Genomic DNA, 15,152 nt, shown 5'->3' with positions numbered 1-15,152 from the left:
ATTATAAAAAACCGCTTCGAAGCAACTTCAGACCTTGATCACCTTTCGCAAAAGTGAGCACCGATCGGGATCACACAACCCATTCCAGTACTGAATGAATACGCCAATTCGCTGTCTCAGGCCAGCAGCAAGCGTACCGGGATCTGCTGTCCCTTGATGGGATGTTGCTGCAACTGTTGCAATGCCCGCTGCGCCTGGGTCCGCTTCACCGCCACGAAGCTGACCTGGCTACGGATCCGGATCTCCCCCACCGCCTCTGCCGCCAGGGCCTGGGTCAGCGCCCCCAGCAGATCCCCGGGACGCAGCCGCTGCTTTTTACCCGCCGCCAGCTCCAGCGTCAGCATCTCTGCCTTCAGCGGCGTGTTTTCCGCTGTACCGGTGTTCAGTGCATAGGGGGTGAGCAGGCCCCCTTGCCACTGGACTAAACGGGCCTGCTCCACCTCATTCAGCAAGCTGACTGCCTGGCCCTCATCCCCCTGGCGACCGGCCCGGCCGATGCGGTGCAGGTAGGTTTCGGCACTGTCCGGCAGCTGAACATTGCAGACCCAGGGCAGCTCAGGCAGGTCCAGCCCCCGGGCGGCCACGTCAGTGGCCACCAGTAACCGTGCACTGCCATTGGCAAAGCGCAGCAGCACCCGCTCCCGCTGGCCCTGGTCCAGATCCGCGTGCAGTGCCAGCGCCGAATGGCCAGCTCTCACCAGCATCTTGGCCAGCTCCCTTGCTTGCGCCCGGGTCGAGTTAAACAGCAATGCTCGACTCGGTTGCGCCTGGCTCAACCAGGCCAGCAATGCCTGCTCCCGCTTTCGTTCGTCTGACAGCACCAACTGGAACTGGGCCACCCGTTCCTGCTCCGGCTGAATAAGCACCTGCTCGGCCCCTTGGGCCCACTGGGCAAAATCATCGCGCTGGGCGGCGGGAAAGGTGGCACTGAACAGCAGCCGCTGTGCGCCTTTGGGAATGGCCGATGCGATGGCGGCCATGCTCTGCTGCAAGCTGGGGATCATCAACTGATCCGCCTCATCCAACACCATCAGCTCAAGCTCGGCCAGGGAGAGATCCCCCCGCGCCAGCAGATCCGCCAACCGCCCTGGTGTGCCCACCACCAGGTGAACGCCCTGCTGCAATGCGACTTGCTGAGGCGCTAGAGGAGTGCCACCGGCCAGGCAAAGCACCCGGGTGTTGGCCATCCCCTTGGCCAGAGCCTGCAGCCGAGCAGTGACCTGCTCTGCCAGCTCCCGGGTAGGACAGACCACCAGCCCCTGCACCTGTCGCTGCGAGCGGGAGATCGACTGCAACAGGGTCAGGCCAAACGCCAGGGTTTTACCCGCGCCGGTAGGTGCCTGCACCACAAGGTTCTGTCCGGCCAGCAGTTGCGGCAATACGTGGCGCTGCACCGCGGTCATTTCGGTGAACCCCAGGGCAGAGAGCTGCGTTTGAAGCTCAGGCATTAAGGGCAAGGCGTGAAACTCAGTGTGTGGCAAGCGGGGTTCCTTGGATGGCAAACAGTTGGGTTAGAGCGGCAGGCAGTCTAGCACAGGCCGGGATCAGCGCCGATCTCAGCGGCGGCTACACTCAAGCTTATGCCTGCCAAAAGGAGTGTGGATGGTGTGGTGGTTGCTATTGATGTTTCCCCCTGCAGACGCCCTGATATTTGAACCCGGGTATCGCTATGCCTGCCATGGGGGGCCGCATCAGTTCGAGATCAGCGTCGATTCCCAGGGCGACAAGCACATCAGCCGATATGCCCTGGTGATGGAGGGGCGCATCGCGATGCCGGAGATCCGCTACAGCGAGGCGCTGCAGTGGCAGACCCTGCGGCTCACCGGCAAGCCTTCCGCGCTGCTGCGGTTCATCCCAGAGCATTACGTGCTGGAGGTGGCGGTGGTGGACGACCAGGGTAACCTGTTGGAAGCGATGGAGCACCCTGCAGACTGCAGCGTGCAGTAGCGCTTAGCTAGGCTAGGCTCGGATCGGTTCAGCTCAGCGCAGGCTGGCGAGGTAATCCGCCAGGCGTGACTCGCGCAGGCTCACCAGCAACAGACCAAATGCCGCCACCAGGATAAGGCCCACGGCAAAGCCCATCTGCTCTGCACTCTCTGCCAGCCACCAGACCAACACCCCGAGCACAGATACTGCCAGCCAGCTCCACTTGGCCCGACTCAGTCGGCGCAAGGCGCGGTCTGACGCATAGCGATGGGTTGAGAGCGCCATCTCCGGCTGTTGACGGTAGCGCCGATGGAGCGAGGCCAGACGACGGGGCTGCTGCCACAGTCTCAGGCCGACCAGGGCTGAGCTCACCAGGATCGCGGGCAGCAGTACCATTGCCGCCCCTTCGCTAACCGGGTGCAACGGTGCCTGCAAGCGCCAGCTCAGCAGCATCAGTACCGCCAGCCCCAGGCCGACCACCCAGAAGCCCACCTGCCGATCCTCACGGTTCCATTGTTCACTCAGTTGCAAAAAATCCAACAGCTCCACTCCCTTTCTGCCAGCAGCGCGTCACCTGCGCGAAATTAGGTGTTGTGTATTGATAACGTGGGAGAAAGGCTAGCGCAGCGGGGCTGATCCCAGGCTGAACAAACGATCGCTCGCTGCTGTCCTACCTGGAGAGGGATGTGGGGATAGAGGATCGCTTCAAAGGCCGGGGCAAACGCAGTGCGTCTGCCCTGGATTACTGCGGTTCGGCCTGGGGGTGATCAAATTGGCCATGCTGAAGGAAGTGGATAGCCTGGCGGCCGACCTCCCGGTCGTAGCGCATCGCCCAGTGGTTGATGTCCAGCAGGATGAAATCCGCCATATTGGCCAGCTGGGTTGAGCTGACCGCCACCAGGCCATCATTGGCTTCTCCCAGTACCGGGTCGCTGATCCAGCCTGCCACGGCGGGGCGATCGTCACCGGCGATGATCCCGGCTTCAAAGGGAGGCAGTGGCAACTGCTGGCTTACCCCATCGGTGGCCAGTGCCAGGGTGGTGCCCCCCATCCACTTCATCCACCAGTGCTGCTCAAACCGGTCCACCAGGGCGCTGCCATGGTTGGGGGTACCGATCATCACCACTCGGCCAAGTCGTTCGGCCAGCGCGGCGCTTTGCGGCTGGGTGAAATAGATGCGGGTAAGCAAACCGCCGAGAGAGTGGCCAACAAAGTGCACCTGCTGGGTGTCGCTGCAGCAGCCGGTCAGTTGCTGTTCAACCTGCTCCACCACCTGGTCCAGATCCTCCCCCAAGGAGTCGTAGTCTACCACGTGGGTATGGTAGCCGGCCTGTTCAAACTGCTCAGTCAGTCGGCGCATGGAGTAACCACTGCGGCCCAGACCATGGATCACCACCACGGTCTCATCCAACTGCCGCTGCGGCACTACCGAGCTGGATTTGGCACTGCTACACCCCAACAGCACCAAGGCTGCCCAGGCCAACAGCAAGGGGGTTCGAAGCTTGGCCAGTCGGCCGGGGATCCTGTACATCATGGCCACACCATAAGCAGCCCCCACTGCCATCGCAAGTGGTCTGTGCCATGCTGTGCCCGCCGAGTGCACTCCGCTGTCGCGTCTTTGTGCTTCGCGCCTCAAAACCCAGACCGATTATTGCCAATATGACAAAAGCCTTTTGTCCTGAGTTTGCTGTACCCTATTAGCCCGCTCGAAAATAATGCGGGCAAGCACAACAAGGAGACAGCATCTATGAACGGAGCGCTACCGGCACTGGGCGCAGGCACCTTCCGACTGGAGGGCGACACCGCCTATCAATCGGTTGCGATGGCCCTGGAGGCAGGCTACCGCCACATCGACACCGCCCAGATCTACGGCAATGAACAGGAGGTCGGCGACGCCCTGCGTGACAGCGGCGTGGCACGTGACGAGCTGTTCGTTACCACCAAGGTGTGGATGGATCGCCTCAGCCCGGCCAAGTTCCTGGACAGCGTCAAAGAGAGCCTGGAGAAGCTGCAAACCCCGTACGTCGATCTGCTGCTGATCCACTGGCCACTGACCGACGACAGCGTCCCCATGGCGGACTACCTGACCTGCCTCAAGCAGGCGCAGACCCTGGGTCTGACTCGCCACATCGGCGTATCCAACTTCACCGTTGCCCAGATGGAGCAAGCAATCGCCATCCTCGGTGAGGGCGCGCTGCTGACCAACCAGGTGGAGGTTCATCCCTTCCTGCAGAACAACGCTGTGGTGGAGTTCTGTCACCAGCACCAGGTAACGGTCACCGGCTACATGCCGCTGGCGGTGGGCGACGTATTCAAGGAGCCGGTGCTGCAACAGATCGCCGAGCGCCATCAGAGCAACCCGGCGGCGGTGGCACTGGCCTGGATCCGCCAGCGCGGCCTGCCCACCATCCCCTCCTCCACCAAGCGCGCCAACCTGGAGGCCAACCTCGCCTCGTTGCAGTTGACCCTGAGCGAGGATGAGATGGCGCAGATCGCCACGCTGGACCGCAACCAGCGCATCGCCAACCCGGACTTTGCCCCCAACTGGGATTAAGCCGGCAACAACACAACGGGCCACCCTGCCAAGGGTGGCCCGTTGTCGTTTCTCAAGACTTGGTCTGGCTGCCTTACAGCGCGGACTCGAGGATGGCCCGGCACTGCTGCAGGCCGATGTCGCCGTGCTCCCCCATCGCCTCGCGGCCATGGGCCTTAAGATTGGCCAGAACCTGCTCCACCGCCTCCGGGCCGATCTCCGCCTCCGACAGACTGGTGGGCACGCCCATGTGACGGAAGAACGCCACGGTGGCCTCGATCGCCCCCTGTACCCGGGCATCCTCGGCGCCATCGGTGATGCCATGCACCCGCCGGGCATACTGCAACAGCTTGGCCCGCTTGGCCTCCCGTCGCTCCCACATCACCGCCGGCAGCATGATGCTGAGGGAGCGGGCGTGGTCAACGCCATAGAGTGCGGTTAGCTCATGGCCAATCATATGGGTAGTCCAGTCCTGCGGCACCCCGGCGCCTATCAGGCCGTTGAGCGCCATGGTCGCTGCCCACATCAGGTTACTTCGCACCGTCAGGTCATCCGGTTGCTCCAGCGCCTTGGGGCCCTCCTCCATCAGGGTCAACAGCAGGCCCTCGGCAAAGCGGTCCTGCACCTTGGCGTGCACCGGGTAAGTAAGGTACTGCTCCATGACGTGGACATAGGCATCCACCACGCCGTTGGCCACCTGGCGGGGCGACAGGCTCAGGGTGACGCTGGGATCGAGCACCGCAAACTTGGGCCGTACCCGACGGTCGTAGAAGAACAGCTTGCTGCCACCGCGGGAGACTACCGCGGCGATGTTGCTCTCGGAACCTGTGGCCGGCAGGGTTAGCACACAGCCTAAGGGCAACGCCCCTTGAGAGCTGATCCCCTCGGCCAGGATCGCCCAGGGGTCTTCGCCCTGGAATGGCGCTGCCACCGAGAGGAACTTGGTGCCATCCACCACCGAGCCGCCCCCCACCGCCAGCAGGTAGTCGTACCCCTCCTGCCGGATCATCGCGACCGCGGCCATCAGGGTGTCGTACTGGGGGTTGGCCTCGATGCCGGAGAACTCGCCCCACTGGTGCTGGCTCAGGGCCGCTACCACCTGGTCATAGACGCCGTTCTGTTTAATGGATCCGCCGCCGTAGGTCAGCAGTACCTTTGCCCCGGGAGGGATCGCCTCGGCAATCTGGGCGATTTGGCCCTGGCCAAAGTGGATCTCGGTGGCGTTGTCGAAACTGAATTTCATCACGACTCCTTGCCCTGCTGACTAGCGGGATTTGGCGGGATTAGGATAGGGGGCACCGTGACCGGGAACGATCCAGTCCACCCGGTCTATCAGTGCCTGGCGGGACTGCTCCAGCTGGGCCTGATCTTCTGCCAGCGGGTCGATCTCCGGCCCCTGCTCGCTCCACCACATATGGGTCAGCAGGAACACCCCCTGCTCGGTTTCCACCAGCAAGCTGGCATCCTCAGCGGTGTGCCCCGGCGTGCGGACCAGGGTCACTCCCGGCGCCAACTGATAGTTGTCCTCGTGGGGACGCAGGCCATCGTGGTGGTAGATGGCCTGATAGTCCACCAGCTCGGCATTGGGGAAAACGCCCACCCGGGTGAGGTGATCCGGATGGTGGTGGCTGATGAACACCTGGGTGACCTGCTCCGGGGTCACACCCAGTCCCATCATGTCATCCAGCACCTGGAACCAGGCTTCCTCCCGGCTCATGCCGGGATCCGCCACGATGATCTGATCGCCGGCGCGGATCAGCGAGATGGTGCTGCCGACCCGGCCCTGCTGAGGATCAGCGTAACCGAAGTGGAGCACATCGAGGGTGGCACACAGGGCGCTGCCAGGCAGCAGCATCAGCAGGGCGAACCATCGGGACATAGGCACCTCATCAACCAATTACAGGGCCGCCGTACTCATTAGCACTGCACGGCGCAGACCCGCAGAGTGTAGTCGGCGTCAGCCCGCCAAGACCGCTGGACCAACGTCGACTTCGTCTTGACCCGTCTATTAGTGCAGGGTTCATGCTGGCGATCCGCCCATCGACCTAAAACGGTTTATGTCTCTGCCATTGCCTCTGTTTCGTTCCAAGTCACGCCGTTGGTCAATCCCAATATCACGCCAGTGGACCTGGTCGTCTCCCTCCACCGGCCTGCTGTTGGCGCTGTTCGCCACCGGATTGTTTGTGCTGATTGGGGCCCTGGTCCGGCTACTCAGCGACGATATCGGTCTGGCGCAGATCCTGTTTTGCCGCCAAGTGGTGTTCCTGCTGCTGCTGTTGCCGTTTTGCAAGGGGGTTGAGGCCCGCTCGCTGATCCCCAGCCATTGGCCGCTGCACCTGCTGCGCATTGTCGCGGCCCTGGCGGCGCTGTCACTGGGCTATCTGGCGGTCAGCCAGCTGCCACTGGCGGACGCCACCGCACTGGGCTTTGTCTACGTGCCCTTTGCCGCCATCATCGCCACCGGGGTATTAAAAGAATCGATCCCCCCTGAGCGCTGGTGGGCCATAGCCGTTGGTTTTGTCGGCGTGATGTTGATGGTCCAGCCGCGCTTTGACCACCCGGCACTCTGGCCGATATTGGCCGGGTTGGGTGCCGCCATGGCCACGGCGATTGCAGCCAGTTGCGTGCGTCGCTTGGCGCAGAGCGAGTCCCGCCTGCTGCTTCTGGGGATCCAGGCCCTGGCGGTCGGTATGTTGGTGCTGGTGCCGGCCCTATTGCAGTGGCAACACCCAACCCCAAACCAATGGGGTCTGTTAATGGCGGTGGGTGCTTTGTCGGCACTGGCCACCGGCCTTGGCATTACCGCCCTGAAACACTGCCCGGCCCACCGCATTGCCCAGGTCGAGTACGCTAAGATGATCTACGCCCTGGCCCTGGGCTACGGCCTGTTTGCTGAAGTCCCCAACGCCCTGGCCTGGTCCGGGTTGCTTATCCTGCTGGCTTCGGCGCTGCTGCCAGGCTTAACCACCCGCGCCCGACGAAAGCGGTCTGACTGAACACCTCGTCAACATCGGAGCTGCCATTGCACACCATTACTCAACTGGCCCGTCGATTCGGCCTGTCCCGCACCACCTTGCTGTACTACGAGCGGGAGGGGTTGCTGCAACCCAGTCACCGTTCCGATCAGGGCTACCGTTACTACGGCAGCGAGGCTGAGAATCAACTGTCCAGGATCACCGCCTTTCGCAGCTACGGCCTGCCCATCGCCCAGATCCGGTCGCTGCTCAATCGGGACGATGGCAACGAGCAGCAGCGGGTGTTGACCGAACATTTTCACCAGCTGGAGCGGGAGATCGATGGCTTGCGGCAGCAGCAAAGGGCAATCATGGCGGTACTACAGGATGAGCAACCTGCCAGCAGCGCGCCGATGGACAAGGCCCGCTGGGTTGCCATCATGCAGGCGGCAGGGCTGGACGAGGCGGCAATGAGTCAATGGCACCGCCACTTTGAGCAGAGGGAGCCGGAGGAGCACCAACGCTTTTTGCAGTCGCTGGGCATCCCGCCGGAAGAGATCGCCCGGATTCGCGCTCTTTGAGTTGAGCAAACCCGGTCTGATTATGGACACATTGGTCCAAAGTCATTGGAACAAACGGCTCTGTATCCCCCCGGCGACCATTGCTAGCATGCGCTCCATTGTTTGAGCCGGTCGCTGCGTCGTGTCGGCCCTGCCCCTTTCCCTATGCCAACTGTAGGAGCGTGTATTGTGAGCACCGATACCCAAGCCATCCAATCTCAGATCCTGGACGCCTTTAACTTCCGTCACGCCACCAAGGTGTTTGACCCGGCACGCAAGATCAGTGACAGCGAGTTCAACGTCATCCTGGAAGCGGCCCGGCTCTCTCCCAGCTCCTTCGGTTTTGAGCCCTGGCAGCTGCTGGTGGTGCAGTCCCCGGAGAAGCGCGAGCTGTTCCGTGATTTCGCCTGGGGTGCCAATGGCGCGTTCAACGGCACCGACGGTCAGCTGGGCACCGCCAGCCACTTCCTGATCTTCCTGGCCCACACCGACGCCACCATGAAGCACAACTCCGAGTACCAGCAGCGCTTTATGAAAGAGGTGAAGCAGTTGCCGGACGAGGTGATCGGCTTCATCAACCAGGCGTTCCAGAAGTTCCAGGAGCACGACTTCCAGATCGAGGGCGAGCGTCAGATCACCGATTGGTCCGCCAAGCAGGCCTACATCGCCATGGGCAACGTAATGTCCGTCGCGGCCATGATGGGCATCGATTCCTGCCCCATCGAAGGGTTTGAGATGGACAAGACCGTCGAGGTGCTGGAGCAGCACTTCGGCATCGACCCAAAGCTGTACAAGCCGGCCGTCATGGTAGCTTTGGGTTACCGGGCGGACGAGCCTCAGTTCCCCAAGACCCGCCGCACCCAGGAGCAGACCGTGAGCTGGTTCTGAGCCTGATCGGCAGACACAAAAAAACGCGCCCACTGGCGCGTTTTTTTGATCCCACAAGCGAGTCAGTGAAAGGCTCGAAAAAGTGGGGCCACGAGGACCCCCAAATTTTTCGAGGGGCGCATCGAAGACAGACTCTCACTCCCAGGAGGTGACTCGCCACCTGGATGCCGTCAACGCCCGACTCAACACGCAGAGAATACTTTACGCCTGTTAACAACAATAAGCCTCATACCAAAGCCCCCAAAAGGGCGTTCGAAAGTATGATAAAAGTACCAGAGTCAGAATATTAGCCTTATCAGGCTTAATCCGTCAGGTAGTACTCCACGGTGGAGACCACCCTCACCTTCTTGATGTGGGGCGTGCTGCTGTCACGATCATTGATGCTGAACTGGCCCTGTGAGGCGCGGCGGATCTTACCCAGCTGACTGTCTGAATCGGCGGCAAACTTCAGCGCCACCTCCCGGGCCTGGCGCGTGGCCTCTTCGATCATCCCAGGCTTCAGGTCGTTCAAGCCAGTAAACAGGTACTGGGTGCTGCCCTGGTACTGGTTACCCAGGATCACCAGCCCCTGCTTGCCCAACTCCGACAACCTGGCCATCAGCGCCCGCACCGGCTCTATCTGCTCGGAGTAGACCGTCACCGTCTGCATAGCGGTAAAGCGAAACGGCGCCGGCTCGCCACCACCATACTGCTGTGCCGACTTATCCATGATGGCCGGCGGAGCTATGCTGATCGCCTCCGCGGCAACCCCGCCCTGGCTAAGAAAACGCTCAATCGCGGCGTTGTGACGCTCCAGGGTTTGGTAAAGCTCATTAAGATCGTTGCTGGCGGCACTGTACTGGATAGGCCAGATCACCACATCGGCTGGCACCTCCCGCTCCGACAGGCCCTTCACCGTGACCGTGCGCTCGAGCTGCTTTACCGCCAGTGCGGCACTGGAAAGCAGGTAGCCCAACAGCCCTAAGCCCAGCACCAGTCCCAGGGCGAGAACCCAGTTTGCCCGTGTTTGCATCGCCTGCTCTCCTTGAGGTGGCTGATTCAACCAGCGTGGCAGCCATTGGCCGGTTGTGGCAACCGTCCCCAAAGGATGGCATTGCCCCGCGGGCTATTGAACCTCGGGGGCAGGGCCCTGAACTCGGGGGGCTTTTAGCGCCAGAATGGCCAATAGGATCAGGTTTAGTGGCGGGATAAAGGCCAGCAAAAACCCGGCGATGGTGAGAGAGATCGCCGAGTCACTCTTTTTCCTGGCTTGCCAGGCAATCAGGCCGGTGATCACCAGGATCAGTGGAAGATAGATCTGCCCTATCAGGGTGGCATTGAGGTTCATATTCAGTCCTTTGAATCATTAAATCGCCGTGGCCTTCATGGCCATCAGCACAACCGCTCAAATCCCTTGAGCTGACCCTAGCCTACCCAGATTGCACCATGGTTTCAAAGCGCGCGCTTCATGACGCCGGCAAACTCCAACGCCCCCTCCAGTTCACGAAAATCCACGTTAACCAGTTCCCAGCCCTGCTGACCCAGCTCGTTGAGATAGGCCTCCAGATCCCCCCGCTCCCGGCCCTTGAACATCCCCGCCGAGGGGACATCCCGGGAATCGACAATCTTATACTCGTATCGGCTCATAAGGTGCTCTCCTTTTGCTGATAAACCGGGTCCAGTCCCATGGTCGCCCTCCAGCATGGGCGCTTGGGCACAAAAAAACCAACCCCGAACGGGGTTGGTTTTGTTTCAAGAATTAACCACTAGGACGAAACGGCCGGCGCGGGCAGGGTTCGCTTCAGCATCAGGTAGCCGGCGATGGCCGCCGCAGCCGAGCCAATCAGGATCCCCATCCGCGCCAGGTCGGCCTCAACCAGGCCTGCCTCGAACGACAGCGACGAGACAAACATCGCCATGGTAAAGCCAACACCACAGAGGAAGGCCACACCCAGCAGGTGCACCCAACGCAGCCCCTCCGGCAGACTGGCCATGCGCAGGGCCACCGCGACGGCGCTGAACAGCATAATCCCCACCGGCTTGCCCAGCAGCAGACCCAGAGCAATGCCTATCGGCAGCGGCGACGCGACGTCCGCCAGCCCCATACCGCTGAGGCTAACCCCGGCATTGGCGAAGGCAAACACCGGCAGGATCAGGAAGGTGCTCCAGGGGTGCAGGGCATGCTCCAGGTGATTACTGGGGCAATGGCCCTTATCGTCTTTGCCCAATGGCAAAGTAAAGGCCAGAATCACGCCCGCCAGAGTGGCGTGGACACCGGATTTGAGCACCGCCACCCACAGCACCACGCCAATCAGCATGTAGGGCAGCAAAGCACGCTCACCGCGACGGTTCAGCCCCACCAGGGCCGCGGTGGCCAGCGCTGAAACCGCCAGTGCCGACAATGACAGGTTATCGCTGTAGAACAGGGCGATGATCATAATCACCAGCAGGTCATCGATGATCGCCAGGGCCAGCAGGAACACCTTGAGCGCCACCGGTACCCGGCTGCCCAGCAATGCCAGGATCCCCAGGGCAAAGGCGATGTCGGTGGCGGCCGGGATCGCCCAACCAACCCGGGCGATGTCATCACCCATGTTAAACACCAGGAACACCGCGGCCGGCACCAGCAAGCCACCAATCGCAGCAATGGTCGGCAAGGCCGCCTTGCTGGGGCTGGACAGCGCCCCCTGCAGCAGCTCGCGCTTTACCTCCAGGCCAATCAGCATAAAGAACAGTGCCATCAAGCCATCATTGATCCACAGCAGCATCGGCTTATCGATGTCCAGTGTGCCGATACGCATCTGCACCGGGGTATTCAAAAAGGCATCATAGAGCCCGCTCAATGGCGAGTTCGCCAGCACCATGGCAATGGCAACCACCATCATCAGAATGATGCCACCGGCGGAGTCTTGGCTGAGGAACTGTTTTATCCTTTGCTTCATATCTCTCTCTAGTCACATTGGGGAATGTCAGGTTGAGCCACACCGGCGTACACCCATCCCCTCACTGGGATGATTGCTCACCCGCGAGTAAAAAAACGGCGGTCAGGGTATCGGGATTAAGGCCGGTGTCACAAAGCGCTCAGCGCCGGATGAACCAACGCTCTGGCGCCTGATTGTCGGCGTAAACCGCCGTGGCTCAGATGTGGCTACAGGATACTCAGGGCTGGCGCAAAGAATCTGCAGGGTGCACAATTGATGCAAATTTGAACACCCACTGGTAACAATTCGGCATTGCGCAGCCCCTTTTGCAGCGCCGCCTCCTGAGGCCCTATGTCAACGTCGACCACACACTACCAGCGCATGCTCAAGCTACACCTGGCTCCCGAGCATTACCCCATGCTATTTGACTACCTGCTCAGCCACGGTCGGGTGGTTCGTCATGCCGCCGATGTGCAGTTTCTCCAGCAGGACAGCCCGATCGACTACATCGGCCTGCTGCTGTCGGGCAGTGCCGAGGCCTACACCCTGGATGAGCAGGGCCAGCAGGTGCTGGTAGCGGAACGTGGACCGGGGGGCTGGTATGGCCTAATGGAGTTCCTCGATGGCCACACCCTGCCGCTGTCCTCCCGTACCCTGAGCGAAGTGCTGGAACTGCGCATTCCCCACCGTGCCCTGCGTGCAGCAGAAGCCCCAAAGGCAGAGGTGTTCGAGCTGGTAGCCCGCCAGTTGGCGGTCAACCTGCGCCTGGCCCACCGGGTGTTCGCCATGCACAAGAATCCGGACATCGATGAGCGCCTGCACGCCTGCCTGCGCGAACTGGCGGACGCCAGCGGTAACGTCACCACCACCCACGACAAGCTGGCGGCCTACCTCGACATCAGCCGCTTCAAGGTGCAGCGGATGTTGAAGAAACTGGAGCAGCAGGGCATGGTGGAGTGTCACTATCGCCGCATCCGGTTGCTGCAGTAGCCCGCCCAAATCTGCGGCGAACAGAGCAAGGAAAGCCCCGTGATCAAAGCCATTTTTACCGCCCCGAAGCGTCGTGCTCCTCAGCAACAGCACACCGAGGTCACCCTGCATGCCGACCGGGGCATCGTCGGTGATCGCAACTACGACCGACAGCAGTACCCGGGCCAGAACATCACCTTTGTTGAGTCGGAGGAGATCGCGGCGTTCAATCAGCGTTTTGGCCAGTCTATTCCCTGGCACGCCACCCGACGTAACGTGATCACCCAGGGGGTAAGGCTCAATGCGCTCGAGGGCCAACGCTTTGCCATCGGCGATGTGCTGTTTGAAGGGGTTGAACTGTGTGAGCCTTGTAAGCTGCTGGGGGACGATCTGGCCGGCGACGGACTCAGCTCCGCCGAGGTGGTCAAGGCGTTTGTGTCCCGCGGCGGACTGCGGGCACGGATCCTTAACGACGGTGAGATACGCGAAGGGATGAGCGTAGCGCGACTGCCTGAACAGGTGTCTGACCGATGAACGCGTTAGCCGGTGTGTTCCTGTTTAAGATCCTGGCCACGGTGCTGGCCTGGAGCCTGCCGCTGCTGCTGTTGCCTGCCAGCTGGTTGTCCGCCGCCGGATTGCCGGTGGCCGAGTCCACCCTGCCCCTGCGCTTGCTGGGCTGGGCCTACCTGGCACTCTGTCTGGGCTACGGGTTCGGCCTCAAGGCGGCGCTTGAGGGCCGGCGGGCGATGGCGCCCATCTGGGTGGGGATCGTCAGCAACGGCGGTGCCGTTATTCTGCTGCTGGCCTATGGCCTGAGTGGTCATTGGCATGGTTGGCATCCGCTGGTGCAGGTCATCGCCTGGGGCTCCATCGCCGCGGCCCTGCTCATCACCCTTGGCCTCTATCGCTTCGGCGTTCGGGGCAATGGCCCAAAGATCTAACCTCGCCCCCGACCTTCCGGACACCTGAAAACTGTCCGCTTCGGACACTCTGGACAGTGACGGACAGCCAGCCCACTCGCCCACAACAAAGAAAATATCAATTATTTCAACACTTTGATCTAATAATCCAATCCTGGCACGCCCCCTGCAAACTGTCCCTGTACAGATGGACAACTGAACAGGCGGACACTGATGATCCCCGATACCTCAGGACAGGATGTACAACGACAACCCAAGGGCACCCGACGCTGGCGCCGGGTTATTACCGCAGTCATTGCCACCGCAGCTTTGCTTCTCAGTGGCGGCTACCTTTGGGCCAGCTACGGTCAGGCGCAGCAGAGCGTCAAGGCGAGTCGATTGCAGTTCGCTACGGTTGAGCGCGGCGAGATGATCCGAGAGGTCACCGCACGAGGCCGCATCGTTGCCGCCAATGCCCCGGTGCTCTACAGCACCGCCAGTGGCCGCATTGAACTTATGGTGCAGGCGGGCGAGGTGGTCGAACTGAACCAATTACTGGCCCAGATCGACAGTCCGGAACTGAGCGCCGAGCTGTCCCAACAGCAGGCACTGTACGACAGCATGGAGCTGGACTTGCAACGGCGGGTGCTGCAGGCCCGCCGCTCAGAATTGGAACTGAAGCAACGACTGGACCACGCCAGGGTGACCCTGGTGGCGGCCGAAAGAGAAAAGCGCCGCGCAGACAAGGCTGCGGACAAGGATCTGATCAGCGACATCGACCATCAGCAGGCCCAGGATGAGTTCGCCAGCGCCCGCATCGCCTTTGATCATGCCGAGCGTGAGATGGCGCTGGCCCAGGACACCCTCAAGTTCGAGCAGCGCACCGCTGAGGTGGAACTGCGCCGCCAACAGCTGCAGGTTGCCGAGCTACAGCGTCGTGTTGAAGCCCTGCAGCTGCGCTCCCCCTTGGCAGGCCTGGTCGGTAACACCCTGGTGGAAGACCGGGAACAGATTGCCGACAGCCAGCCACTGATGTCGGTGGTCAGCCTCACCGAATACCAGGCAGAGCTGGAAGTACCGGAAAGCTACGGCGGGGAGTTAGCACTGGGCCTACCGGTGGCGCTGGAGATTTCCGGCCGCACCCTGGCCGGTCAGATCGCCGGGATCTCACCGGAGATCATCGCCAATCAGGTTGCGGTGCGGGTGCGTTTTGACCCAAACACGGCACAAGCCCCACTGAAGCTGCGGCAAAACCAACGCCTCAATGCCCGCATCCAGCTCGAGTATCTGGAAGACGTGCTGATGCTTCGCCGTGGCCCCTTTATCAAGGCCTACCAGGGCCGCTACGGCATGAAGGTCGACGGTAACCTCGCTCAAAAGGTGCCACTGCAATTGGGGGCCTCCAGCCTGACCCATATCCAAATCCTCGCCGGTGCAGAGCCGGGCGATCGCTTTATTCTCACTGAACTCGACCTGCTGCCGGGCAGCAGCGACGTTCTGATCAAATAACAAGGACGCTAACC

18 protein-coding genes are annotated in these 15,152 nt (G+C 61.6%); 9 read left to right on the top strand and 9 right to left on the bottom strand.

Annotated features, from left to right (window positions below; genetic code table 11):
- Positions 1-116: 116 nt before the first annotated feature.
- Positions 117-1,481, bottom strand: a complete 1,365-nt coding sequence (locus BUC04_RS18855) for a DEAD/DEAH box helicase (protein WP_067659990.1) — start codon at positions 1,479-1,481, stop codon at positions 117-119.
- 121 nt (positions 1,482-1,602) lie between these two features.
- Here BUC04_RS18855 and BUC04_RS18850 point away from each other — a divergent pair, with 121 nt between their 5' ends.
- A complete protein-coding gene (locus BUC04_RS18850; protein WP_067659992.1) occupies positions 1,603-1,947 on the top strand; it encodes a hypothetical protein in 345 nt (114 codons plus the stop codon).
- 33 nt (positions 1,948-1,980) lie between these two features.
- Here BUC04_RS18850 and BUC04_RS18845 read toward each other — a convergent pair whose 3' ends face one another.
- Together BUC04_RS18845 and BUC04_RS18840 are read right to left on the bottom strand one after the other, a co-directional pair.
- Positions 1,981-2,466, bottom strand: a complete 486-nt coding sequence (locus tag BUC04_RS18845) for a hypothetical protein (RefSeq protein ID WP_143165795.1) — start codon at positions 2,464-2,466, stop codon at positions 1,981-1,983.
- Positions 2,467-2,668: 202 nt separating this feature from the next.
- On the bottom strand, positions 2,669-3,460 hold the full coding sequence (locus BUC04_RS18840) for an esterase/lipase family protein (RefSeq protein WP_067659997.1): 792 nt from the start codon (positions 3,458-3,460) through the stop codon (positions 2,669-2,671).
- 213 nt (positions 3,461-3,673) lie between these two features.
- On the opposite strand from BUC04_RS18840, the gene dkgB reads away from it, so the two are divergent.
- Positions 3,674-4,480 carry a 2,5-didehydrogluconate reductase DkgB gene (dkgB, locus tag BUC04_RS18835; RefSeq protein ID WP_067660000.1) on the top strand — a complete coding sequence of 269 codons (807 nt, stop codon included), beginning with the start codon at positions 3,674-3,676 and terminating at the stop codon, positions 4,478-4,480.
- A gap of 73 nt (positions 4,481-4,553) precedes the next feature.
- Here the strand turns inward: dkgB and BUC04_RS18830 are convergent, their stop codons facing one another.
- Entirely contained in the window at positions 4,554-5,705 is a 1,152-nt protein-coding gene (locus BUC04_RS18830; RefSeq protein ID WP_067660003.1) for an iron-containing alcohol dehydrogenase, read from the bottom strand.
- Positions 5,706-5,723: 18 nt separating this feature from the next.
- Positions 5,724-6,338, bottom strand: a complete 615-nt coding sequence (locus BUC04_RS18825; protein ID WP_067660006.1) for an MBL fold metallo-hydrolase — start codon at positions 6,336-6,338, stop codon at positions 5,724-5,726.
- Positions 6,339-6,516: 178 nt separating this feature from the next.
- Between BUC04_RS18825 and BUC04_RS18820 the strand changes: the two genes are divergently transcribed.
- The 3 genes from BUC04_RS18820 to BUC04_RS18810 all read left to right on the top strand — a co-directional run bounded on the left by BUC04_RS18820 (position 6,517) and on the right by BUC04_RS18810 (position 8,861).
- Positions 6,517-7,455, top strand: a complete 939-nt coding sequence (locus BUC04_RS18820) for a DMT family transporter (protein WP_143165794.1) — start codon at positions 6,517-6,519, stop codon at positions 7,453-7,455.
- Positions 7,456-7,481: 26 nt separating this feature from the next.
- Positions 7,482-7,994, top strand: coding sequence for a MerR family transcriptional regulator (locus BUC04_RS18815; protein ID WP_067660008.1), 513 nt, complete (start codon positions 7,482-7,484; stop codon positions 7,992-7,994).
- Positions 7,995-8,162: 168 nt separating this feature from the next.
- The gene (locus BUC04_RS18810) at positions 8,163-8,861 is read left to right on the top strand and encodes an NAD(P)H-dependent oxidoreductase (protein WP_073326071.1); all 699 of its coding nucleotides are present in this window, start codon (positions 8,163-8,165) and stop codon (positions 8,859-8,861) included.
- Between the two features lie 301 nt (positions 8,862-9,162).
- On the opposite strand, the gene BUC04_RS18805 is transcribed toward BUC04_RS18810, so the two are convergent.
- From BUC04_RS18805 to nhaA, 4 genes are all read right to left on the bottom strand, one after another.
- Positions 9,163-9,873 (bottom strand): SIMPL domain-containing protein, encoded by a 711-nt coding sequence (locus BUC04_RS18805; protein WP_067660011.1) that lies wholly within the window; start codon positions 9,871-9,873, stop codon positions 9,163-9,165.
- Between the two features lie 93 nt (positions 9,874-9,966).
- Positions 9,967-10,188 (bottom strand): hypothetical protein, encoded by a 222-nt coding sequence (locus BUC04_RS18800; RefSeq protein ID WP_067660014.1) that lies wholly within the window; start codon positions 10,186-10,188, stop codon positions 9,967-9,969.
- Positions 10,189-10,292: 104 nt separating this feature from the next.
- Entirely contained in the window at positions 10,293-10,487 is a 195-nt protein-coding gene (locus tag BUC04_RS18795; RefSeq protein WP_067660015.1) for a DUF4177 domain-containing protein, read from the bottom strand.
- A gap of 119 nt (positions 10,488-10,606) precedes the next feature.
- Complete coding sequence (gene nhaA / locus BUC04_RS18790) at positions 10,607-11,782, bottom strand: Na+/H+ antiporter NhaA (RefSeq protein WP_067660018.1); 1,176 nt, start codon at positions 11,780-11,782, stop codon at positions 10,607-10,609.
- A 330-nt stretch (positions 11,783-12,112) separates the two neighbouring features.
- Between nhaA and BUC04_RS18785 the strand changes: the two genes are divergently transcribed.
- The 4 genes from BUC04_RS18785 to BUC04_RS18770 all read left to right on the top strand — a co-directional run bounded on the left by BUC04_RS18785 (position 12,113) and on the right by BUC04_RS18770 (position 15,138).
- Positions 12,113-12,751, top strand: a complete 639-nt coding sequence (locus BUC04_RS18785) for a Crp/Fnr family transcriptional regulator (RefSeq protein WP_067660020.1) — start codon at positions 12,113-12,115, stop codon at positions 12,749-12,751.
- A 39-nt stretch (positions 12,752-12,790) separates the two neighbouring features.
- Positions 12,791-13,264, top strand: coding sequence for an MOSC domain-containing protein (locus BUC04_RS18780; RefSeq protein WP_067660021.1), 474 nt, complete (start codon positions 12,791-12,793; stop codon positions 13,262-13,264).
- Positions 13,261-13,671: a hypothetical protein gene (locus BUC04_RS18775; RefSeq protein WP_067660023.1), complete on the top strand. Its 411-nt coding sequence runs from the start codon at positions 13,261-13,263 to the stop codon at positions 13,669-13,671. The genes BUC04_RS18780 and BUC04_RS18775 overlap by 4 nt, the downstream gene beginning before the upstream one ends.
- 192 nt (positions 13,672-13,863) lie before the next feature.
- Positions 13,864-15,138, top strand: coding sequence for an efflux RND transporter periplasmic adaptor subunit (locus BUC04_RS18770; protein ID WP_067660024.1), 1,275 nt, complete (start codon positions 13,864-13,866; stop codon positions 15,136-15,138).
- Positions 15,139-15,152 lie beyond the last annotated feature (14 nt).

The organism is Ferrimonas marina, assembly GCF_900129905.1.
GTDB lineage: Bacteria > Pseudomonadota > Gammaproteobacteria > Enterobacterales > Shewanellaceae > Ferrimonas > Ferrimonas marina.
This window is presented reverse-complemented; position numbering and strand designations above follow the sequence as displayed.

Bases quoted from the DNA above. Each gene is read 5' to 3' on its own strand.
- BUC04_RS18850 (WP_067659992.1), top strand. From the start codon at position 1,603: ATGGTGTGGTGGTTGCTATTGATGTTTCCCCCTGCAGACGCCCTGATA.
- BUC04_RS18840 (WP_067659997.1), bottom strand. From the start codon at position 3,460: ATGATGTACAGGATCCCCGGCCGACTGGCCAAGCTTCGAACCCCCTTG.
- dkgB (WP_067660000.1), top strand. From the start codon at position 3,674: ATGAACGGAGCGCTACCGGCACTGGGCGCAGGCACCTTCCGACTGGAG.
- BUC04_RS18825 (WP_067660006.1), bottom strand. From the start codon at position 6,338: ATGTCCCGATGGTTCGCCCTGCTGATGCTGCTGCCTGGCAGCGCCCTG.
- BUC04_RS18820 (WP_143165794.1), top strand. From the start codon at position 6,517: ATGTCTCTGCCATTGCCTCTGTTTCGTTCCAAGTCACGCCGTTGGTCA.
- BUC04_RS18805 (WP_067660011.1), bottom strand. From the start codon at position 9,873: ATGCAAACACGGGCAAACTGGGTTCTCGCCCTGGGACTGGTGCTGGGC.
- BUC04_RS18800 (WP_067660014.1), bottom strand. From the start codon at position 10,188: ATGAACCTCAATGCCACCCTGATAGGGCAGATCTATCTTCCACTGATC.
- BUC04_RS18795 (WP_067660015.1), bottom strand. From the start codon at position 10,487: ATGAGCCGATACGAGTATAAGATTGTCGATTCCCGGGATGTCCCCTCG.
- nhaA (WP_067660018.1), bottom strand. From the start codon at position 11,782: ATGAAGCAAAGGATAAAACAGTTCCTCAGCCAAGACTCCGCCGGTGGC.
- BUC04_RS18785 (WP_067660020.1), top strand. From the start codon at position 12,113: ATGTCAACGTCGACCACACACTACCAGCGCATGCTCAAGCTACACCTG.
- BUC04_RS18775 (WP_067660023.1), top strand. From the start codon at position 13,261: ATGAACGCGTTAGCCGGTGTGTTCCTGTTTAAGATCCTGGCCACGGTG.
- BUC04_RS18770 (WP_067660024.1), top strand. From the start codon at position 13,864: ATGATCCCCGATACCTCAGGACAGGATGTACAACGACAACCCAAGGGC.